We start from the raw sequence: 20,044 nt of genomic DNA, 5'->3' as shown, positions 1-20,044 counted from the left end.
AACACGCCCGGGACCGACGCTCGCCACGCTGATCGGAACACTGTCTGCGGTCGATCGTGGGCACCGTCCCGGCAGCGACCGGGACGGACCGCGGTTTCACCCGGTCTCAGTGCACGTCTTTCCAGAACTCGTGCTTGAGGAAATAGGCCAACAGGGTGAACACGGCAAGGTAAAGCAAGACCCACACGCCCATCGATTCGCGCTTGAGCGCGGCGGGTTCACCCGCGTATTCGAGGAAGGCCGTGATGTCGCGCACGGTGCGATCGAACGCCTCGGCGTTCTGACGCCCCGGGGTACTCACCTCGAGCCGCTCGATCGCACCTTCTCCTTCCTTGGCGCCGGCTTTGCGCACCGCGGTCTGCAAGCCTTGCAGCTCCCACAGCGCGTTGGGCATCGAGGCATTCTCGAACACGGTGTTGTTCCAGCCCAGTGGCCGGGTCGGATCGATATAGAACGACTTGAGATAGCTGTAGATCCAATCCGCGCCCTTCGACCGGGCTTCAAGCGAGAGATCGGGCGGTGCCTTGCCAAACCACTTGGTCGCATCCTCGACCGGCATGTGGCTGAGCGCCGGATCACCGAACTTTGCGCCGGTGAAGATCAGGCTCGCCTCGACATCCTTGCGATCGAGCTGGAGATCGTCGGCGATGCGCGAATAGCGCAGGAAGCGCAGCGAATGGCAGCCCGAGCAGTAATTGAAGTAAAGCTTGGCGCCACGCTGCAGCGAAGCCATGTCGTCGAGCGAGATGTTGGCCGATTGCAGGCCGCCGCCTTCCGATGCCTGCACCTGGCCCAGCATGGCCAAACCCATCGCCAGCGCCATCGCGAACTTCATGAGCATCACTTTCCCCACGGACACGATCATTGGTTTAGTCATGGGATGTCACCCGCTCGGGCACCGGCTTGGTCTTCTCCATCCCGCGGCTGTAGAACCACAGAAACACGAAGAAGCCGAAGTAGATGATCGTCCAGAATCGGCCGAACAGGTTCTCGATCGCGGTGGCATCGACGCTGGTGCCCAGCCACTCGGGAATGAGTTCGCCGACCACGCCCGCGCCAACCGCTGCGAGCATGATGAACGACACCGCAAACAAGCCGAGCGCAATCTTGTATCCGAGGCCGCGATAGCGCACCGACTTGACCTTGCCGGCATCGATCCATGGCAGGAAGAACAACAAGGCGATCGAGCCGAACATCGCCAACACGCCCCAGATCGCAGTGCCAAACAACGAAGGCACCATGCGCAAGATCGCGTAGAACGGCGTGAAATACCATACCGGCTTGATGTGCGAAGGTGTGGCGAGGTTGTTGGCCGGAATGAAATTGTCGTGCTCGAGGAACCAGCCACCGAAGGTCGGCGCATAGAAAATGATGAAGGCGGCGATCAGCAGGAAGAATCCGGTGCCGAAGATGTCCTTGACCGTGTAGTAGGGATGGAACGGAATGCCGTCCAGCGGCTTGCCGTCGGCGCCCTTCTTCGCCTTGATCTCGACGCCGTCGGGGTTGTTCGAGCCGACCTCGTGCAGCGCCGCCAAATGCAGCACCACCAGCAGCAGCAACACCAGCGGCAGCGCAATGACGTGCAGCGCAAAGAAGCGGTTGAGGGTGGCATCGGCGGGCAGATAGTCACCCATGATCCATTGCACCAGGGATTCGCCGATCCACGGAATCGTGCCGAACAGCGAAATGATGACCTTCGCGCCCCAGAACGACATGTTGCCCCACGGCAACACATAGCCCATGAAGGCCTCGGCCATCAACGCGAGGAAGATCAGCATGCCGAGGATCCAGACCAGCTCGCGCGGCTTCTTGTACGAGCCGTACATCAGGCCGCGGAACATGTGCAGGTAGACCACGACGAAAAACAGCGAGGCCCCGGTGGAGTGCATGTAACGAATCAGCCAGCCCCACTCCACGTCGCGCATGATGTACTCGACCGAGGCAAACGCGGCCGAAATGCCCGGCGCAACCTCTTCCGCGCTGGGCTTGTAGTTCATCGTGAGGAAGATGCCGGTCAGGATCTGGTTGACCAGCACGAGCAAGGCAAGTGAACCGAAGTAGTACCAAAGATTGAAATTCTTTGGTGCGTAGTAGCCGCCCGTGTGCGCATTGAGGAACGAGAAGATCGGCAGCCGATCCTCGATCCAGTTGATCACGCGGCTGTTGGACTGGATGCGTGTCATCGGAGCGCCCATCACGCCACCTCCTTGCCGGGATCCACGCCAATCAGGATGTGCGTGTCATCGACGAAGTGGTAGGGCGGAATCGGCATGTTGGCCGGTGCCGGCACGCCGTCGAACACGCGGCCGGCGATGTCGTAGCGGGATTTGTGGCAAGGGCAATAGAAACCGCCCTTCCAGTTCGGATCGAACGGCTCGGGTTTGATTTCCGGATAGAAGTCCGGCACGCAACCCAGATGGGTGCAGATTGCAACCATGACCAGCCATTCGGGCTTGATCGAGCGCCATTCGTTCTTGGCGTATTCGGGCTGCTGCGCCGTGTTGTCCGACTTCGGATCGCGCAGGTGGGTGTCCTCGCCCGGCAGCGCGTCAAGCTGCGCCTTCGTGCGGTTGACGACAAACACCGGCAAACCGCGCCAGGCAAAGGTGACCTTTTGCCCCGCTTCGATCTTGCTGATGTCGGCGAGCACGGGGGCACCGGCGGATTTCGCCTTTGCGCTCGGCTCCCAGGACTTGATGAACGGGATCGCGGCAACGGCCGCACCCGCCCCGCCGACGACCGCGGTCGTCGCTGTCAAGAACCGACGTCGGCCCTTGTCCACCACAGCATCGTTTGCCATCACAACTCCGCTGCCACTCAGGATTCAGAAACTCGATCGCACGCCAGCGCGTGCTCCACGATCCCGCGACCCGAGGGCCGCAACGCCTTGATTTCCGCCTTGATCGAAGATCATGGCGGTGATGTCGCGCGCCTGCGCAGGCGCAAGCGGATCCCCAAAATCATGTTAGTTTATCGAACGCTTCCTACTCGCACAATCGAAGCGACCTCGCCCGATCGGGCCAAGCACAATCGCGCTGGCATGCAGAACCGCCCCCTTCTCAACCTCGCCGCTTTCGTTGCCCGCTGCGTGGTAGTCGGCCTCGCCGCCGCATTCGTGCTCAGCGTGTTCGCGCCGCGCATGGTCGACCGCCTGCGCGGCACGCGCGCCAACGCGGCGGTCGGCGCGCGCGGCCCCGCCTCGTACGCAAACGCAGTGGCGCGTGCCTCGCCCGCGGTCGTCAACATCTACGCCAACCGCATCACCGCAAGCAACTGGCGGCGGCCCTTGCCGGTCTACGATCCGCTCAGTCAACGCCTGCTCGGTTACGTGGCCGGTCCGGTGATTCCGCGTCGCGACCAGAGCCTGGGCTCGGGCGTGATTTTCGGCGCCGATGGCTATGTGCTCACCAACAACCACGTCATTTCAGGCGCCGACGACATTCAGGTCGCGCTTGACAATGGCCGCGTGCAACGCGCCGAGATCGTCGGCACCGACGTCGAGACCGATCTGGCCGTGTTGCGCATCGACGCCCGCAACCTGCCGACCATCGCGGTACGCGATGGCAGTCCCGCCGAGGTCGGCGACGTCGTGCTCGCAATCGGCAACCCGGCGGGCGTCGGCAAGACGGTCACCATGGGCATCATCAGCGCGACCGGACGGCAGCTCAAGATGTCCGCCTTCGAAGACTTCATCCAGACCGATGCGGCGATCAATGCCGGCAACTCCGGTGGCGCGCTGGTCGATTCGGAGGGCAACCTGGTCGGCATCAACACCGCGGTCTACGCCACGCCGATCCGTTCCGAAAGTGGACGCGCGGCGCAAATGCCCGAAGGCATCGGCTTTGCGATCCCGGTTGCCACGGTCAAGGTGGTACTCGACCAGATCATCCAGCACGGCCACGTGATCCGCGGTTGGTTGGGCGCAGACTACACCGACGTACCGCAAACCAGCGGTGAGCCGCGCCAACCCGGCGCGCTGTTGGTGCGGATCGTGCCCGACAGCCCCGCCGCCCGCGCCGGGCTGCAGGCTGGCGACATCCTGATCACGCTCGATGGCAATGCGATCAGCGACCAGATGGACCTGCTCAATCGTGAGGCCGCGATCAGCCCCGGCAGCAAGGCCCACCTGACCGGAATGCGCGATGGGCGAAGCTTTGCCGTCGACCTGACCGTGGCGCAGCGGCCCGCGCCAAGCACCACAGGCACCTGAGCCCGGAACGCTCCGTTCCCTGCTCGAAGCCGTTGCAATTGTTGACAATCCGTTCCCCGAAACGCCCCCCACCGGCGTGCACCCTGACTAGACTGTCCGCATCACCGCTCGTGTCACCGGGTTCGCCATCAACATGTCCCAGACCCCACCGGGATGGCTGATTCCGCTGCTGGCCTTGCTGCTTTCGGCCCATTCGGAAGCATCTGACCCCCTCCCCCGTGCCGCGCCCGCTGCGCTCGACGAGGCTGCGCAGTTCGATGCCATGTTCAAGCGCCTTGAGGGCGGCGATCTCCTGACTTTGAGCGTGCCGCGCGCGCGCGCGGCCGTCAGGCAATTGCAGGCACTGCTGCCGGCAGACGATGGAGACCGCCAGCGCCTGATCGAGACGCTCAACTGCACGCTCGATTACGGCAATGCCTATGCGCAGGGCCTTGAATTCGCCCAGCGCCAATTCAGTGCCGCGCTGACGGCGCGTGACCATCGCGCGGCCGCACGTTTCCTTTACTGTCGCGCGTCCTACGAAGACATACTCGAAGGTTCGACCATTGCGATGGCCAGCCTCGAGCGCGGCATCATGCTCGCGCGCACCTCGGGTGACGATGCTGCACTTGCCTTGGGCCTGCAGGCCCGCGGCAACAGCGAATCGGTACTCGGCAGCTACGGCAAGGCGCTGGCAGATTCCATCGAGGCACGGCGCCTGCTCACCCAGCTCGGCATGGACGAAGCCGCCAATCGCACCCTGCAGGACATCGGCATCACCTATCGCCGCCTCGGCGATCAGGGCAAGGCGCGTGAATACCTCGAGCAAGCCATCGCGCATCAGCAGGAAGTCGGTGACCGGGCTTCATTGTTCGTTTCGGTACTCAACCTGGGCTACTCCGAGCAGGAAGATGGCAGCCACGAAGAAGCCTTGAACACCCTTGAGCGCGCCCTCGGCCTCGCCGCCAATACCGACATTCGCTCCGATGTGGCTGCAAGCAGGCTCGCGCTCGGCTCGGTCCTCGTCGATCTCAAGCGCAACCGCGAGGCACTCGAAGCGCTGCAGAAGGCCGCCGACGAGTACGCCCAGCTCGAACACGCGACAGGATCCGGCATGATCGCCTTTGAACGGGGTCGTGCCTTCGCCGGCCTGGGACAATTGCGCAAGGCCATCGATCAGTATTCAGTCGCGCAAACTGTATTCGAACGCAACGCCAACACGCGTTACCAGGAACGGCTGTATCTGGAGCAAGCGCGGGCGTTTGAATCGGCAGACCTGCCGGTCGCCGCACTCGGCGCGTACAGAAAGTATCTGGCCGCGCACGATCGCAACGTCACGGAACGCAATGACCAGCGCGCGCAGGTACTGCGTGAGCAGTTCGAAAGTGACCGCGCACGACTGGAAAACCAGCGCCTCAAGGACGACAAGGCCACTCAGGAGCGCCAGCTCGAGGTACTCGAGCGCGCCCGTCATTGGCAACGCGTGGCATTGGTCCTGCTGGCGACCTTGTTGATTGCACTTGCCGTGCTCGCCTTGCGCCAATTGGCACGTCTGCGCAGTTTGAAGCGAGCAGCATCAATTGATCCCCTGACCGAAGTGCTCAACTTGCGCGGCTTGAAACAAGCCGGACAGTCAGCGCTGCGCGAGGCACGCAGCGATGGCGAGACGCTGAGCGTACTTGCCATCGACATCGACCATTTCAAGCGCATCAATGACCGCTTTGGTCATCCGGTCGGCGATCGCGTACTGCGCGCGATCGCAAACACCTGCGCGCAGGCCCTGCGCGAGGGAGACCTGCTCGGTCGCAGTGGAGGCGAGGAATTTCTGGCCGTGCTGCCCGGCGCCCAACTCGTCGCCGCACACGAAGTGGCCGAGCGCCTGCGCGAGAGCACTGCGAACAGGCAATTCGATGATCTGGGCCCTGGCGAAGGTGTCACCTTGAGCATCGGCGTGGCCGAACTTGAAGCACAGGATCGCGACATGGCGGCGTTGGTCGCACGGGCCGACACGGCGCTCTATCGTGCCAAGGCACTGGGCCGCAACCGCGTGGAAGAAGCCAGCGCCTACGAGCGCGGCGGTGACGCCGCGCCACCTTGAGCTGCGGCGCGGTAGCGCTGCTGCAAGGTTGCCACGCGCTGAACATAGACGCGCGTTTCGTCATAGGGTGGCACGCCGCCATATTTTTGCACCGCGCCCGGACCGGCGTTGTAGGCCGCGGTGGCGAGCGTGGTGTCGCCATTGAACGTGCGCAGCAACTCACCGAGGTAACGCGCGCCGCCGCGAATGTTCTGCCGCGCATCGAAGGCATCGGCCACGCCCATGTCGCTGGCGGTACCGGGCATCAATTGCATGAGGCCTTGCGCACCCTTTTGCGACAACGCCATCGGGTTGAACGCCGATTCCGCATGGATCACCGCGTGCAGCAGGGCGCCGTCGACGCCGAAGTCCGCGGCAGCTGCGGCAATCTCGTCCTTGTACGAATCCAGATGCAGGGCAGTACGCGCAAAATCGATCCGAGAATTCAGATCGCACGCGACGCAGGTCGCGATGTACGTGAACAACACCGCGAAGGCACCACTGCGCGGTTTGATGTTGGTGTATTCAACCGTGCCATCCTTGCGCGTGAACTTGTAGACCGCACCGCGCAATACACGCGGAACCGGAGAGGAGACTGGCGACGTGACCGTGGCAAGCACTGGCGCCGGCGCTCGGTTGGTGGCCCGCATGCGATAGGGCGCCGCGATGAACAAGGGATTGCCGACCGTGGTCGTGGTACTGGCGACATCGGCAAGGACCGTCGAGAAATCAACCGATTCCATCTTGGGCGCGCTGCTGGCAACCCCCGCGTAAACGGCACGGAAGTCCATGCGCGCGGCACTGGCTGGATCAACGGCCACGGCAGCCACGACCGCGGAAAAATCGGCGCGGTTTTCGGCGTAGTCCCATTCCGAACGGCTCTTTCCCACGCCGCCATCCGGCGCCACCGCGACAGCAGGTGCTGTCCTTGCCGTATCCGGCCGCGTCAATGGCGCCTGGCGCGCCTGTGCCTTGGGTGGATCGGGGAAGACGTCGACGACCTTGCAGTTGGAATAACCCTTGGTGGTGCTGGTATAGGCGATGCTGCCATCGGTGGTGTCGCACTTGTACAGCGTGCCGGCATGCGCGCACGCGGCGACCGCCAGCAGCGGCAATGCAAGTGCGAATCGGGGCAGGCGCATCGACGACATGAATCCACCTAAATCCAATCCGGGCAAGAGTTTGGGCCACATTTCTCAGGTTGCCAAGAAGAAACTGACCCGCCGTCACAAAAACCGCCTGGTGTGTTGCCGCGATGGGGCGGCTGCAGGCTTCGCGGTAGCTGTGCACCGGCGCGGGGACTTTGGACAACGCGCGTGCGACGGGATTCCCCATGCCACGTGGCTCGCACGCTAAGTCCTTGCGCCACAATGCTAAACTTGCCGACTTCCCCTTCACGTGGCGCAATCATGGCCGGCAAGCTCTACATCAAGACCTATGGTTGCCAGATGAACGAATACGACTCGTCCAAAATGGCCGATGTACTGCACGCCGCACAGGGCCTTGAGCTGACCCAGGACGAGACCGAGGCCGACGTCATCCTCGTCAATACCTGCTCGATCCGCGAAAAGGCGCAGGAAAAGGTCTTCAGCCAGCTCGGCCGCTGGAAGGAGCTCAAGCAGGGCGACAAGCCGGTACTGATCGGGGTCGGTGGCTGCGTCGCCAGCCAGGAAGGCGAAGCGATCGTCAAGCGTGCGCCCTACGTCGATCTGGTGTTCGGGCCGCAAACGCTGCATCGCCTGCCCGAACTGATCGAAGCCCGGCGCGACAGCGGCAAGGCGCAGGTCGATATCTCCTTCCCCGAGATCGAGAAGTTCGACCGCCTGCCCGAGCCGCGCGCCGAAGGCCCCAGTGCCTTCGTCTCGATCATGGAAGGTTGCTCCAAATACTGCTCCTACTGCGTGGTGCCCTACACCCGCGGTGAGGAAATCAGCCGCCCATTCGACGACGTGCTCGCCGAGATCGCCGCGCTCGCCGAACAGGGCGTGCGCGAGGTCAACCTGCTTGGTCAGAACGTGAACGCCTATCGCGGCCCGATGGACGCGGGCGCCGCCGAGGCGTTCGGCGCGCGCTTGATCGATGGCAAGTTCGCCGACCTCGGCCTGCTCATCCACGCGATCGCGCAAATCGACGGCATCGGCCGCATCCGTTTCACCACCTCGCATCCGCTGGAGTTTTCCGACTCACTGATCGAGGCCTATGCCAACGTGCCCAAGCTCGCCAACTTCCTGCATCTGCCGGTGCAGGCCGGCTCCGACCGCATCCTTGCGGCGATGAAACGCGGCTACACCGCGCTCGAATACAAGCAGAAGATCCGCAAACTGCGCGCGGTGCGACCCGACATCTGCATCGCCACCGACTTCATCGTCGGTTTCCCCGGCGAGAGCGATGCCGATTTCGACAAGACCATGAAACTGGTCGAGGACATCGGCTTCGACCAGAGTTTCTCCTTCATCTATTCGCGTCGCCCGGGCACCCCGGCCGCCAGCCTCGAAGACGACACCCCCGACGCAGTCAAGCACGCGCGCCTGGAACGCCTGCAGGCCGCGCTCAACGCCAACGCGGCAAGAATCAGCGCGGCGATGGTCGGCACCACGCAGCGCATCCTGGTCGAAGGCCCGAGCCGCAAGAATCCGAACGAACTGACCGGCAAGACCGAGAACATGCGCTCGGTGAACTTCGCCGGACCGGCCAGCCTGATCGGTCAGTTCGTCGATGTCGTGATCACCGAAGCGCTCACCAATTCCCTGCGTGCGCGCCTCGACGTCGCGCTCTTGCGCAGCGCCTGAGCTGCTGCGGCGATTTCAACCCCTCAAGGCAACACGCCCATCTCCAGACACACACCGTCAAGCTGGCCGAAATCACCGCTTGCGTCATCGACGATGTAGATCTTCCAGGCACCATTGCCATCGGCACCGCCAAAAGTGCTCGCAAAGGTCGCTGCGCCGACGGGCGCGGCGCGCTGATACGGGCCGACCGGGGCCGGGGCAGAAAACACGTCGCCATCGACGTAGTCGGTCGGTCGATAGCTCGCGGAGATCAGCTGAGCATTACTCGGCATGAGGCCGGCCGCGGCATCATCGATCGTATAGGTCGCATTGGATAGATCCACTCCCCCGCCAGCATCAGACTGAAATACCAGACTTTGACCGTCGGGTGAGATCAACAGGAAGTCGAGGTCGCTGGGAAAGGTGTGCGTCAATCCGAACATCTGCACGCGCACGCCGACCACGTCGGTGGCAAGGCCCGACACCGGCACCTCGATCGGATACACCGACGCTGGGCCTGAAGTCGTCATCGGTTGGCCGGCAGGCAAATCGATCGTGCCGGCGACGGGGCAGAACTGCTGCCAGACCGGCTCCGGTGGTGGCCCTTCGAAGCCATCGGCAAAGATGAACTCACTGCAGGGCGCGGGCACATCGAAGGCGGCGACGTTGTCGACCAGACTGGTGACTGAACCTTGATTCGCCGACACTCCCATGCCGCGACGCGAAAACGCCTGCCAGATGTCGCAGGCATAGGTACCGCCGTAGAGGGTCTGATCGGCCTGCAACAAGGCGTCGCGCGAATCGAGCAGACCCGAGTTGCAGGGTTGCGCCTTCAAGCCTTCGATCACGAGTCGCAGCACGCGGTTGTCACCGCCATCGCCATTCACGAGATCGCCGCTGGCACCGTCGCGCTGGACCATCAGCCAGGCGAGGTCCCACAAGGCGCTGGCGTAGATCACACCGATTCCGTGCGGCGACGTGGCCGTTGCGCTGTCGGCATAGGTCAAGGGATTGATGTTCATGTCGCTCGAATACGGATGCGTGCGGATGCCGACACCCCCGATCGGCTGGCCCATCAGCCAGGTCGCGAGTCCGCGCGGCGTCGCCGAGGTCGTCGCCGCGAAATCGTTGGTCACCAACACTCCGAAGAAATCGGATACGCCTATTTCGGCCCGATCGGCGTTTGAAAGACACGATCCACCAGTCAGGCGCGACTGGGTGATCTGCATGTAGGTGAACGCGGCGACGTCCGCCTCGAAGCTGACCTCGCGATTCGGGCTGGTCAGGCTCCATTCGTAGAAACGCAATTTCGGCGGCGCACCCTCTGCGGTGTTCACCCAGCCGGCGTTGTTGGTTTGGCCGCCTTTGCGGACTTCGATGACCACGGCGTCGCCGCCAAGCCCGCCGCGACCGTAGTTGTTCTCCTGGAAATTGCCGTCGGCCTCGGCGAATCCGTGGTGCCAGAGGATGTCGTGGAACCGGTTGCCAAGATAGAACGCGTTTGTCGCCAGCGCATCGGCGTACGCGGACGGTGGCACGCTGCCCGGTGCGGCGGCGTAATCGAACACGAGCCCCAAGCCACCATCCGGCCCCGCGCCGTCAGGCAAGCCGTCATTGTTCGCATCGACGTAGACCTGCACGTTGTTGCCACGCAGGATCGTGTAGTCGGCCCCGGCCGCACCGTTGGTGTCGTGCCAGCCGAACGGCGACGCATCGGCGTCGGACGGATCGGTCAACAACACCCGCGGACCATGGTCCGGACTGGCGACCGGAAGCGGAAATACTCGATAGCTCGCCGCACCCGCCTGCCCCGCGAGCAGCATGCACAGCACCGCGGCGATCCGGCGAACGCGCGCGTGGTTGTCGAATTGCATGACCTCTTCCCCTTTTCGTTTCCATTGCGGAAACCGCCCCACCCCGCTGGTGATCATCCGCGCATCGCGTGCGGCATTCAAGCTGGCGTCGAGGGATCGAAGGAACCGGCCGCGCCCGCGTCAATGCGTCGGTCCGGCTGACCCGGACGACCCGGGAGCCGCCTTGCGGAACTCCTCGCAGGGCGCGCTTCAACGACGTGTCTGTCGGCTCGCGCCGATCCATGCGGAATCGCTTTCGCGGGCTGTCCTTCGACCGCCAGCGAATGCCCTGCGTTCAATCGAGCCGCTTGCGGAAGCGCAGGATCGCCGCGCTCATCATCACGATCGTGAAGGCGATCAGCGCGCAGGCCTCGATCCACAGTTCGGACAGGCTCGCGCCGCGCAGCATGATGCCGCGCACGAGGCGCAGGAAATGCGTCAACGGCAGCAGCTCTGAGATCCACTGTGCAATGCGCGGCATCCCGGCGAACGGGAACATGAAGCCCGACAGCAGGATCGACGGAAGAAAGAAGAAGAAGGTCAGCTGCATCGCCTGGAATTGCGAACGCGCCGCGGTCGAAATCAGCAGGCCGAGCGTGAGGTTGGCGAGGATCAGCAGGCCCGAGGCGAGATAGACATCGAGTAGGCTGCCGTGGATCGGCACCGCGAACAGCCAGACGCCAAGGCCGAGTATCACCGTGGTCTGCAGGAATCCGATCACGATGTAGGGCAAGACCTTGCCGATCATGAGTTCGCTGCGCGACAGCGGGGTGGCGATCAGCAGTTCCATGTTGCCGCGCTCGCGCTCGCGCACGATCGCCACGCCGGTGAACAACACCATCGTCATGGTCAGGATCACGCCGATCAGGCCCGGCACGATATTGACCGCCGAGCGTCGCCCGGGATTGTAGAAAGCGACCACCGAGATCGGCCGCGCCGACGGCGTGCTCGCCAACGGTGCCGCACCAACACCCGCAATCGTCGTCAGCGGCATCTGCGCCAGTTGCGCTGCGGCGCCCTGCACCGCGGTGTCGCTGCCGTCGACCATCACCTGCACCGCTTCGCTGCCATCGGCCTTGCGTCGCTCGAAATCCGGCGGGATCGCGATGCCGACATTGATGTCGCCACGCCGCAGCATCGCCACGAGTTCTTCCGGAGTACGCGCCTCGGCGACCGGCGCGATCACCCCCGTCGCAATCATGTCCATCACTGCCGCGCGCGAGCCGGACGTGTTGGCTTGATCGGCGATGCCGGCCGCCAGCCCGCGCAGGTTGAGGTTGATCGCGTAGCCGAAAAGCACGAGCTGCAGCACCGGCACCGCAACGATCATCGCCAGCGTCACGCGATCCCGCCGCATCTGCCGCAGTTCCTTGAGCACGATGGCCCAGAGGCGACGCAGATTCATGCGGCCGCCTCCTCGCTCGTTGCGCTGCGCCGCGTCGCCGCGACGAACACGTCTTCCAGGCTCGCGCGAATCGGCTCCACCGCTGCCTGCTGGCCACTCCTGGCCAGCGCATCCAGCAGGCGGCCACGCGCATCCGCATGGGCATCGGCGACCAGTACGCGCAGGCTGTTGCCGATCTGGGCGACGCTGATGACGCCGTCGAGCGCCATGATCGTCTGTTGCGCGCGACGTGGATTGGACGAGTCGACCAGCAGGGTTCGCCCATCCAGACGCGCGCACAGCTCCACCGGCGTGCCATCGGCCACCAGCGCGCCGTGGTCGAGGATCGCGATGCGATGGCAACGCTCGGCCTCGTCCATGTAGTGCGTCGACACCAGCAAGGTCGTGCCTTGATCGGCAAGCTCGAAGAGCTTTTCCCAGAAATCGCGCCGTGATTCGGGATCCACGGCACTGGTCGGCTCATCGAGAAACAGCAATTCGGGTCGATGGATCACGGCGCAGGCGAGTGCAAGGCGTTGCTTCTGCCCGCCACTGAGCGTGCCAGCCAGCTGGCGCTGTCGATCGGCAAATGCGTATTCCCCGATCAACTCGTCCACGCGGCGACGCGCCAGCGCGCGCGGCAGGGCCTGCACGTCGGCCATGAATTGGAGGTTCTCGCGCACGCTCAAGTCCTCGAACAGCGAGAACTTCTGCGTCATGTAGCCGATTCGAGTGCGCAGGGCCTCGGCCTGTGCAGGAATCGACAAGCCCAACACCTCGATCGTTCCTTCAGTGGGCGTCAGCAGCCCGCACAGCATGCGGATCGTCGTCGACTTGCCCGAGCCATTCGGACCGAGAAAGCCATGGACCGCTCGCCTGGGCACCGCGAGATCGACATGATCCACCGCGACGAGCTTTCCGAAGCGGCGGGTCAGGCCCTGCGCGCGGATCGCGATGTCATCGTTCATTGCGGCCGGCTGCCAAACTCGACGCGCACCGGCAGCCCGGCCGGCAACGGGGCCGCATCGGCGCCAAGCTCGACTTCGGCCAGATAGCTCAAGCGCGCCACGTCATCACCGATCAGCGCGTAGTAAGGCGTGAACACCGGTTCACTGCGGATCATGCGCAGCTTACCCGTCAGTGCCTGCGGACGATTGCCGACGAAAACCCGCAGCGCATCGCCCACCTTCACGCCCGCACGCAGGCTTTCGGGCACATAGATGCGTGCGTACGGCGCATCGCCGGCCAGCAGGATCGCCAGCGGTGCGCCGAGCGGCGCCTGATCGCCGAGTCGGTACGGCAGGCTGTCGACGCGCCCGGCGCGCGGCGCAGTCAGGTCGAGCTTGTCGAGCAGCACCTGTTGCGCGGCGACATCCGCCTGCGCGACAGCCAGGGCCGCCCTGGCCTGCGCGAGCTGTTCACTGCGGGTGCCGGCCAGCAGTTCGTCGAGCGCTGCCTGGGCCGCGCGCACCTTGCCGGCAGCGCCGTCAGCGGAAGCGCGTGCACGATCGAGATCGGCCGCCGCGACGTAGTGCTTGCCTTTGAGCGGCTGCAATCGATCGAAATACGCGCGCGCCTCGCGCGCGGCTGCCTGTGCCGCAGCGAGATTCGCCCGCGCTTGCGCAATGTCCTGCGGCCGCGGCCCGCTCTCGAGTTCGGCCAGCGCATCACGCGCACGCTGCGCCTGCGCCTGCGCGGCTGCGAGCTGAGCCTGCGTACGCGCCGGGTCAAGCTTGAGCAAAGGCTGACCGGCGCTCACCTGCTCGCCTTCGCGCGCCTGGATCGCAACGATGCGCTCGGCTGCGGGCGCGGGCAGCGCGATGCGATCGAATTCCAGCGTGCCCAGCGCCTGCGCGGGCGGCTTTGAACAGGCGGAAAGGCTGGCGATCAGGGGCGCCACAAGCAGCAGCCATGTGGAAGCACGGAACGTGATGATTGATCGATGCATGGGATCACCCGAGTTCGAGTCCGCGACCAAGCAAGGCCAGGGTATGTTCCTGCAACAGGGCGCCATCGATGTCATCGGCGCGAAACACCCTGCGCCAGATCGAAGCGCTGGCGTAGGGGAACAAGGTCAGTCCCAGCAGCGAGACGACCAGCAGACGCGAATCCAGATCGGGATTGAGCCGGCCATCGCGCTGCGCCGATTTGAACCGCGTCGCAAGCAGGTCGGGAACCCGCGCCGCAAGCCTTGTCAGCACAAGCTCACGCAAGGCACCGCCCTCGCACAACACCTCGCGTACCCACAATGCGGGCAGCCACGGATGCGCAGCGACGACATTGCCGATACCGCAGACGTAACGGTTGATCAAATCGGCAGGCGCCTCGGCGGATGCCAGCAGCGAGCGCACCGAATCGAACGCCGGCAATACGCGTTCTTCGACCACCACCTGTTGCAATCGCTGCGCATCGCCGAAGTAGTAGTGCAGCAGGGCCGGCGTGACGCCGGCTTCGCGCGCGATCGCGCGCAGCGAGCTCGCGGCGATACCTTCGCGCGCGTAGCAGGCCAGCGCCGCATCGAGCAGGCGCGGCCGAAGTTCCGGACTGGCCGCTGTCGGACGCCCCGGCGTTCGTGGCCGGGAAGGGTTCTTGCGCCGCGTTCTCGCCGGGGTCCTTGCCATGCTCATGCGCCAAATTTAATTATCCGCCCAATTAATTGCAAGTCGCCAACGGGCAGACACGCCATGCCTGCAACGCGGGACGGAAGACTCCAAGAATGCATCCGGCCGGCGTGCACCTCGGCGGACCATTCCACCTTGGCGCGAGAGCGCATGCCGCGCACCCGCGGTGCAATCATCGACAAGCTGCTAGGCTCGCTGCCCCATGAGTGACACCAGCCACCACGACTTCAGCCTCGAACCCGCCGATGGCGCGCGCCTCGCCAACCTCGCCGGGCCGCTCGACGAGCATCTGCGCCAGATCGAATTGCGACTGGGCGTGGAGATCGCCCATCGCGGCAACGTGTTTCGCCTGAGCGGAAAGGACGAAGCCGTGCGTGTGGGTGAACGCGTGCTGCGCGAGCTGTACGCGAGCACTGCCAGCGAAACGCTGGGCGCGACTCAGGTCAATCTCGCCTTGGCCGAAAGCGGTGCCGATGTGCTTGAGGAGCGCGCCGCGGAGGCGCAGGAAGTCACGATCAAGACCAAGCGCGGCACGGTCCGCGGCCGCGGCGCCAACCAGCAGCGCTATCTGCACGCGATCGCCACCCACGACATCAATTTCGGCGTCGGTCCGGCCGGCACCGGCAAGACCTGGCTGGCCGTGGCGATGGCGGTCGATGCGCTCAACGAGTCACGCGTGCAGCGCCTGATCCTGGTGCGGCCCGCGGTCGAGGCGGGCGAAAAGCTCGGCTTCCTGCCCGGCGATCTCACCCAGAAGGTCGATCCCTATCTGCGCCCGCTCTACGACGCGCTGTATGAAATGCTCGGCATCGAGAAGGTCGGCAAGCTGATCGAACGCAACGTGATCGAGATCGCGCCGCTGGCCTACATGCGCGGGCGCACGCTCAACGATGCCTTCGTGATCCTCGACGAGGCGCAGAACACCACGATCGAGCAGATGAAGATGTTCCTCACCCGCATCGGCTTCGGTTCGGTGGCGGTGGTGACCGGCGACCTCACCCAGACCGACCTGCCCAAACACGTGACTTCGGGCCTGCGCGATGCGCTCGAGGTGCTGCGTGGCGTCGATGGCGTGAGTTTCACCTTCTTCGAAGCCCGCGACGTGGTGCGCCATCCGCTGGTGCAACGCATCGTGCGCGCCTACGAAGGCCGCGACGCGGCGAAGCAAGGAACGACATCGTGACGCAAGCGCCCGCGCCAGCCACTCGCGAAACGCTTGCGTTGTGGCTACGCAACGAAGCCGGGCGCCGCGGCGTGCCGCTGGCACCCTCGTTTCGCCGTTGGATCGGCGCGATCCCGGCACTGCGGCGACGTGCGGCGGCGGTCAACATCCTCATCGTCGATGCGCGCGCCGGCCGTCGCTACAACCGCGACTTCCGCGGCCGCGACTATGCAACCAATGTGCTGAGTTTCCCCTACCAATGCCTGCCCGGCGAGCGCTCCACGCTACTGGGCGATCTGGTGATCTGTGCGCCGGTGGTGGCGCGCGAAGCGCGCGAACAGGGCAAGGCGCCACGCGACCATTACGCGCATTTGACCATCCATGGCGTGCTGCATCTGCTCGGCCACGATCACCAGCACGACGCGCAGGCGCAGCGCATGGAAAGGCTCGAAACACGCATTCTTGCGCAGTTGGGCATTGCCGATCCCTACGCCGACCATTGATTTTTCGGCGATTTGGCCGGTGTCCGGCGTGGCGGAGAGTTTTTGCTACACTGCCCTTCCGCCCGCAACGGGCATGTCCGCTGGACCGATGAGCGAGGATCCTCCCAGTAGCCCCGCGCCACGATCGTGGTTCGAACGCATTGTCCAGGCCCTTTCCGGCGAACCGCAAAGCCGCGAGGAACTCATCGAGGAACTGCGCCACGCGCAGGCCAATGGCCTGCTTTCCAATGACACCTTGTCGATGGTCGAGGGCGCGATCGAAGTCGCGGACCTCAGCGTGGCCGACGTCATGGTGCCGCGGGCGCAAATGGTCGCCCTCGCGGCCGACGCGCCGCTGCAGCAGGTGCTCGGCAAGGTCATCGAATCAGGGCACTCGCGCTTTCCCGTGCACGGCGAGGACAAGGACGAAATCCTCGGCATTCTCCTCGCCAAGGACCTGCTGCGCTGCTTCAGTGAAGGCGCCCATGCCACCTTGCGCGAGCTGCTGCGCCCGGTGACGATGATCCCCGAGTCCAAGCGGCTCAACATCCTGCTCAAGGAATTCCGGCTCTCGCGCAACCACATGGCGATCGTGGTCGATGAATACGGCGGCGTCGCCGGCCTGGTCACGATCGAGGACGTGCTTGAGCAGATCGTCGGCGACATCGACGATGAACACGATGACGATGACGACGAAGGCACCCTGATCCAGGTCGGCCCAAATGGCGACTTCCTCGTCAGCGCGCTGACGCCGATCGGCGAATTCAATGAACGCTTTGGCAGCCAGTTCAGCGACGAGGAGTTCGACACCGTCGGCGGCGTGGTCACGGCGCAGATCGGTCACCTGCCCGAAGTCGGCGAAGACCTCGCCCTGGGCGGATTCCTGTTCCATGTTGCCAAGGCCGATGCGCGTCGCGTACAGCAGTTCGCCGTGCGCGTGCATGAAGCCTGAGCGGGGTCTCGCGGCCAGGCCTGCGCGACGCGCTGCCGCGCGCGCGTCGCTCTGGTACTGCCTGATCGCACTGCTGTTGAGTCTTGCGCTGCCCGGCGCTACCGCCCGCGCGCAAGCCCTCCCGCCGGAAACCGACGCCGCGGCGCCCGCCATCAGCCTGCTCACGGTGGGTCCGGGAGAAATCTATTTCGAGCGCTTCGGTCACAATGCGATCGTCGTGCGCGATGGCAACAGCGATCATGCCGTCGCCTACAACTACGGCATGTTCGACTTCGAACAGGAGAACTTCCTGCTCAACTTCGTGCGCGGCCACATGCTGTATCGGATCGCCGCCAGTCTGCTCGACGATGATCTGGCGATGTACCGCGCCGAAGGCCGCTCGGTCACCGAGCAGGCGCTCGACCTGACACCCGACGAAGCGCGCGCCTTGAATGACTATCTGATCTGGAATGCGCGCCCCGAAAACGCCTGGTACCGCTACGACTACTTCAAGGCCAATTGCTCCACGCGCGTGCGCGATGCGCTCGACCAGGCACTGGGGGGCCTCATCCACGCGCAGAGCGTCGGCCGCTCGCGCGGCTACACCTATCGCCTCGACGCGCTGCGCCTGATGGCACCTGATCCGACCCTGATGCTGCTGATCGACCTCGGCCTTGGGCCTTACACCGACCAGCGCATCGATTTCTGGGACGAAAGTTTCGTGCCGATGACCCTGCAACACGTGGTTGCGCGGGTGCATCGCGCTGATGGCCGCCCGCTGGTGAGCAGCACGCGAGAGCTGGCGGCAAGCCGCATTGCACCACCGCCGGCGCTGCCGCCCGACCTGCGTTTGCCGTTCCTGTTCACCGGTCTCGCGGCGGCTTTGGCGATGGCCTGGCTCGATTCCCGTGGTCCGCGTGCGCGCCGCGTGTTTGCAGCGATTGCCGCGCTGTTTGAGCTGCTGTGCGCCATCACCGGCTGCCTGCTGTTGTTCCTGTGGCTGGGCACCGATCATCGCGCGGCATGGCGCAACGAGAACCTGCTGCTGTTCAATCCCGCATGCCTGTTGCTGAGTGCGGTCTTCCTGCGCCGTCGGCCAGCGTCGCGATGGCAGTACGGCCTGGCCTGGCTGATCGTGGCCGCTGGCGCCTGCATGCTCGCAAGCAAGATCCTGCCCGACGTCGCGCAGTCCAATCTGCAATGGATCCTGCTGGTGCTGCCCCTGCATCTGGTGCTGGCCCTGCGGATTGGGCAACGGCAGGTCGTCTCCACCGCATAGCCACTCGCCCTTCCGGCACAGACACCCGCGCGGGCGTGATCGGTCTCCCGCTTGCGCGTTTCGGCAACAACGGGCGTTCACTCATTCAATGCATCCAAACGCCGAACTCGAAGTTGACCGCTCGGGTCTGCGACTGTGGCCACGGAAAGCTGCCCATTCCTCGGCATCGACCATTGCCGCGGTCCCTTCCGCCGCGGCATGATCGGCGCATGAACGACAGCCACAGCCCACCCCAGATGCCCGCGGCGAACCCCGATCCGATGTTGGTCAACAGCGTCGTCTACTCGGCAGACGGGCAGCGGATGCGCCACATCACGGTCGAGGAAATCAGCGACGTGATCCTCGATCCCGGCCATTGGGTCTGGGTCGGACTGCACGAACCCTCGGAGGAATTGCTGGAACAACTGCAGCTCGAATTCGGCCTGCACGAACTGGCGATCGAAGACGCCCACAACGCCCACCAGCGCCCCAAGATCGAGGTGTATGGCGACTCCCTGTTCATCGTCATGCACACCGCGCAGACGGTGAACGGCACGATCGAATTCGGCGAGACCCACATGTTCGTGGGCAAGCGCTACCTGGTCACGGTGCGCCACGGCGCCTCGCTCTCCTACGCCGGCGTGCGCCGTGCCTGCGAACAGGATCCGGACCTGGTCGCACTCGGGCCGAGCTATGCCCTGCATGCGGTGCTCGACTTCATCGTCGACAACTTCCTTCCCATCGTCGGCGAGTTCCGCGAGGAATTGCAGGAGCTGGAAAGCGAAGTCTTCGAGGATACCTTCAAGCGCGAGACGATCCGACGCCTCTACGATCTCAAGAAGGAACTGGTCACCCTGCGCCTGGCGGTGGCACCGATCCAGGACATCCTCAACCAACTCGTGCGCCAATATCCGAACCTGATCCGCGATGAGGTGCGGCCTTACTTCCGCGATGTCTACGACCACGCCGCGCGCATCAACGATGCCACCGACACCATGCGCGAGATGCTCACCGCGGCGATCAGCGTGAATCTTGCACTCGTCGGCGTGGCGCAGAACGAAGTGGTCAAGCGTCTCGCCGGCTGGGCAGCCCTGCTCGCCGCGCCGACCCTGATTGCGAGCTGGTACGGCATGAACTTCCACGACATGCCCGAGCTGGGCGGCAAATGGGCCTACCCGACCTTGATCGTGGTCACGCTGTGCATCTGCACGATCCTGTTTTTCGTGCTCAAGCGCTCGAAATGGCTGTAGGCCATTTGCCTCGGGCGAAGGCTCTGGCCTAGGCTTGCCAATCCCATTGGACAAAGGAAATCGAGCCGG

General features: G+C 64.4%; 16 protein-coding genes and 1 pseudogene. 8 read left to right on the top strand and 9 right to left on the bottom strand.

Annotated elements, in window-relative coordinates; all coding sequences use genetic code 11:
• Nucleotides 1–106 precede the first annotated feature (106 nt).
• From KF759_RS03440 to petA, 3 genes and pseudogenes are all read right to left on the bottom strand, one after another.
• The gene (locus KF759_RS03440) at nucleotides 107–835 is read right to left on the bottom strand and encodes a cytochrome c1 (RefSeq protein ID WP_291223113.1); all 729 of its coding nucleotides are present in this window, start codon (nucleotides 833–835) and stop codon (nucleotides 107–109) included.
• 34 nt (nucleotides 836–869) lie between these two features.
• Nucleotides 870–2,093: pseudogene (locus KF759_RS03435) on the bottom strand (cytochrome b N-terminal domain-containing protein); the annotation flags it as partial.
• A gap of 101 nt (nucleotides 2,094–2,194) precedes the next feature.
• Nucleotides 2,195–2,800 (bottom strand): ubiquinol-cytochrome c reductase iron-sulfur subunit, encoded by a 606-nt coding sequence (gene petA / locus KF759_RS03430; RefSeq protein WP_291223001.1) that lies wholly within the window; start codon nucleotides 2,798–2,800, stop codon nucleotides 2,195–2,197.
• A gap of 240 nt (nucleotides 2,801–3,040) precedes the next feature.
• On the opposite strand from petA, the gene KF759_RS03425 reads away from it, so the two are divergent.
• Entirely contained in the window at nucleotides 3,041–4,210 is a 1,170-nt protein-coding gene (locus tag KF759_RS03425; RefSeq protein ID WP_291223000.1) for a trypsin-like peptidase domain-containing protein, read from the top strand.
• A gap of 133 nt (nucleotides 4,211–4,343) precedes the next feature.
• On the top strand, nucleotides 4,344–6,287 hold the full coding sequence (locus tag KF759_RS03420; RefSeq protein WP_291222999.1) for a tetratricopeptide repeat-containing diguanylate cyclase: 1,944 nt from the start codon (nucleotides 4,344–4,346) through the stop codon (nucleotides 6,285–6,287).
• Here the strand turns inward: KF759_RS03420 and KF759_RS03415 are convergent.
• A complete protein-coding gene (locus KF759_RS03415) occupies nucleotides 6,254–7,408 on the bottom strand; it encodes a lytic transglycosylase domain-containing protein (protein WP_291222998.1) in 1,155 nt (384 codons plus the stop codon). The genes KF759_RS03420 and KF759_RS03415 overlap by 34 nt on opposite strands.
• A gap of 267 nt (nucleotides 7,409–7,675) precedes the next feature.
• On the opposite strand from KF759_RS03415, the gene miaB reads away from it, so the two are divergent.
• Nucleotides 7,676–9,055 carry a tRNA (N6-isopentenyl adenosine(37)-C2)-methylthiotransferase MiaB gene (gene miaB, locus KF759_RS03410; RefSeq protein ID WP_291222997.1) on the top strand — a complete coding sequence of 460 codons (1,380 nt, stop codon included), beginning with the start codon at nucleotides 7,676–7,678 and terminating at the stop codon, nucleotides 9,053–9,055.
• 23 nt (nucleotides 9,056–9,078) lie between these two features.
• On the opposite strand, the gene KF759_RS03405 is transcribed toward miaB, so the two are convergent.
• The 5 genes from KF759_RS03405 to KF759_RS03385 form a co-directional block, all read right to left on the bottom strand.
• On the bottom strand, nucleotides 9,079–10,908 hold the full coding sequence (locus KF759_RS03405; protein ID WP_291222996.1) for a M36 family metallopeptidase: 1,830 nt from the start codon (nucleotides 10,906–10,908) through the stop codon (nucleotides 9,079–9,081).
• Nucleotides 10,909–11,182: 274 nt separating this feature from the next.
• Entirely contained in the window at nucleotides 11,183–12,292 is a 1,110-nt protein-coding gene (locus KF759_RS03400) for an ABC transporter permease (protein ID WP_291222995.1), read from the bottom strand.
• Complete coding sequence (locus KF759_RS03395) at nucleotides 12,289–13,221, bottom strand: ABC transporter ATP-binding protein (RefSeq protein ID WP_291223111.1); 933 nt, start codon at nucleotides 13,219–13,221, stop codon at nucleotides 12,289–12,291. The genes KF759_RS03400 and KF759_RS03395 overlap by 4 nt, the downstream gene beginning before the upstream one ends.
• A 14-nt stretch (nucleotides 13,222–13,235) precedes the next feature.
• Nucleotides 13,236–14,219, bottom strand: coding sequence for an HlyD family efflux transporter periplasmic adaptor subunit (locus KF759_RS03390; protein ID WP_291222994.1), 984 nt, complete (start codon nucleotides 14,217–14,219; stop codon nucleotides 13,236–13,238).
• A gap of 4 nt (nucleotides 14,220–14,223) precedes the next feature.
• Nucleotides 14,224–14,892: a TetR/AcrR family transcriptional regulator gene (locus KF759_RS03385; protein ID WP_291222993.1), complete on the bottom strand. Its 669-nt coding sequence runs from the start codon at nucleotides 14,890–14,892 to the stop codon at nucleotides 14,224–14,226.
• Between the two features lie 202 nt (nucleotides 14,893–15,094).
• Between KF759_RS03385 and KF759_RS03380 the strand changes: the two genes are divergently transcribed.
• The 5 genes from KF759_RS03380 to corA all read left to right on the top strand — a co-directional run bounded on the left by KF759_RS03380 (nucleotide 15,095) and on the right by corA (nucleotide 19,975).
• Nucleotides 15,095–16,075 (top strand): PhoH family protein, encoded by a 981-nt coding sequence (locus KF759_RS03380; RefSeq protein ID WP_291222992.1) that lies wholly within the window; start codon nucleotides 15,095–15,097, stop codon nucleotides 16,073–16,075.
• Nucleotides 16,076–16,113: 38 nt separating this feature from the next.
• Nucleotides 16,114–16,557 carry an rRNA maturation RNase YbeY gene (gene ybeY / locus KF759_RS03375; protein WP_291223110.1) on the top strand — a complete coding sequence of 148 codons (444 nt, stop codon included), beginning with the start codon at nucleotides 16,114–16,116 and terminating at the stop codon, nucleotides 16,555–16,557.
• An 88-nt stretch (nucleotides 16,558–16,645) separates the two neighbouring features.
• Nucleotides 16,646–17,488: a transporter associated domain-containing protein gene (locus KF759_RS03370; RefSeq protein ID WP_291222991.1), complete on the top strand. Its 843-nt coding sequence runs from the start codon at nucleotides 16,646–16,648 to the stop codon at nucleotides 17,486–17,488.
• The gene (locus tag KF759_RS03365) at nucleotides 17,478–18,746 is read left to right on the top strand and encodes a DUF4105 domain-containing protein (protein ID WP_291222990.1); all 1,269 of its coding nucleotides are present in this window, start codon (nucleotides 17,478–17,480) and stop codon (nucleotides 18,744–18,746) included. Before KF759_RS03370 ends, KF759_RS03365 begins: the two co-directional genes overlap by 11 nt.
• Before the next feature lie 209 nt (nucleotides 18,747–18,955).
• Nucleotides 18,956–19,975 (top strand): magnesium/cobalt transporter CorA, encoded by a 1,020-nt coding sequence (corA, locus tag KF759_RS03360; protein WP_291222989.1) that lies wholly within the window; start codon nucleotides 18,956–18,958, stop codon nucleotides 19,973–19,975.
• The last annotated feature ends 69 nt before the right edge of the window (nucleotides 19,976–20,044 follow it).

It is taken from the genome of Dokdonella sp., from assembly GCF_019634815.1.
GTDB lineage: Bacteria > Pseudomonadota > Gammaproteobacteria > Xanthomonadales > Rhodanobacteraceae > Dokdonella_A.
This window is presented reverse-complemented; position numbering and strand designations above follow the sequence as displayed.

What these genes read in the sequence shown, in the direction of transcription:
- KF759_RS03440 (WP_291223113.1), bottom strand. Translation starts at nt 835, where the DNA reads ATGAAGTTCGCGATGGCGCTGGCGATGGGTTTGGCCATGCTGGGCCAG.
- petA (WP_291223001.1), bottom strand. Translation starts at nt 2,800, where the DNA reads ATGGCAAACGATGCTGTGGTGGACAAGGGCCGACGTCGGTTCTTGACA.
- KF759_RS03425 (WP_291223000.1), top strand. Translation starts at nt 3,041, where the DNA reads ATGCAGAACCGCCCCCTTCTCAACCTCGCCGCTTTCGTTGCCCGCTGC.
- KF759_RS03420 (WP_291222999.1), top strand. Translation starts at nt 4,344, where the DNA reads ATGTCCCAGACCCCACCGGGATGGCTGATTCCGCTGCTGGCCTTGCTG.
- KF759_RS03415 (WP_291222998.1), bottom strand. Translation starts at nt 7,408, where the DNA reads ATGCGCCTGCCCCGATTCGCACTTGCATTGCCGCTGCTGGCGGTCGCC.
- miaB (WP_291222997.1), top strand. Translation starts at nt 7,676, where the DNA reads ATGGCCGGCAAGCTCTACATCAAGACCTATGGTTGCCAGATGAACGAA.
- KF759_RS03405 (WP_291222996.1), bottom strand. Translation starts at nt 10,908, where the DNA reads ATGCAATTCGACAACCACGCGCGCGTTCGCCGGATCGCCGCGGTGCTG.
- KF759_RS03400 (WP_291222995.1), bottom strand. Translation starts at nt 12,292, where the DNA reads ATGAATCTGCGTCGCCTCTGGGCCATCGTGCTCAAGGAACTGCGGCAG.
- KF759_RS03390 (WP_291222994.1), bottom strand. Translation starts at nt 14,219, where the DNA reads ATGCATCGATCAATCATCACGTTCCGTGCTTCCACATGGCTGCTGCTT.
- KF759_RS03385 (WP_291222993.1), bottom strand. Translation starts at nt 14,892, where the DNA reads ATGGCAAGGACCCCGGCGAGAACGCGGCGCAAGAACCCTTCCCGGCCA.
- KF759_RS03380 (WP_291222992.1), top strand. Translation starts at nt 15,095, where the DNA reads ATGAGTGACACCAGCCACCACGACTTCAGCCTCGAACCCGCCGATGGC.
- KF759_RS03370 (WP_291222991.1), top strand. Translation starts at nt 16,646, where the DNA reads ATGAGCGAGGATCCTCCCAGTAGCCCCGCGCCACGATCGTGGTTCGAA.
- KF759_RS03365 (WP_291222990.1), top strand. Translation starts at nt 17,478, where the DNA reads ATGAAGCCTGAGCGGGGTCTCGCGGCCAGGCCTGCGCGACGCGCTGCC.
- corA (WP_291222989.1), top strand. Translation starts at nt 18,956, where the DNA reads ATGAACGACAGCCACAGCCCACCCCAGATGCCCGCGGCGAACCCCGAT.